The 239-nt window shown below is 56.1% G+C and carries 1 pseudogene; it reads right to left on the reverse strand.

From position 1 onward, the window contains the following. Positions 1-218: pseudogene (locus QVO97_RS12665) on the reverse strand (hypothetical protein); the annotation flags it as partial. Positions 219-239 lie beyond the last annotated feature (21 nt).

Here is a 239-nt window from a genome sequence, read left to right on the forward strand (position 1 = left end):
CGCGCCTCCGTCGTCTGGCAACGGGCCATCACCGTCTGGAATGCCGCTCCATTTTTCCCATAGTCTGCCAGCAGTTCCCGCCCATACACCTCGAACAGTTCAGAAAATATCTTTTCTGATATAATTTTCTCTGCCACCGTGGACGGCGACACCAGCACGCGGACCGCACGGGTATAATGCCCCTCGTCCAGCCGTTCTTTTAATCTCTCTGGAAACAAGTAGGCGCACTCCGCCCGTCC

Origin of the sequence: Clostridium sp. CAG:43 (assembly GCF_000434655.1) — a bacterium.
Taxonomy (GTDB): Bacteria; Bacillota; Clostridia; order Lachnospirales; family Lachnospiraceae; genus Otoolea; species Otoolea fessa.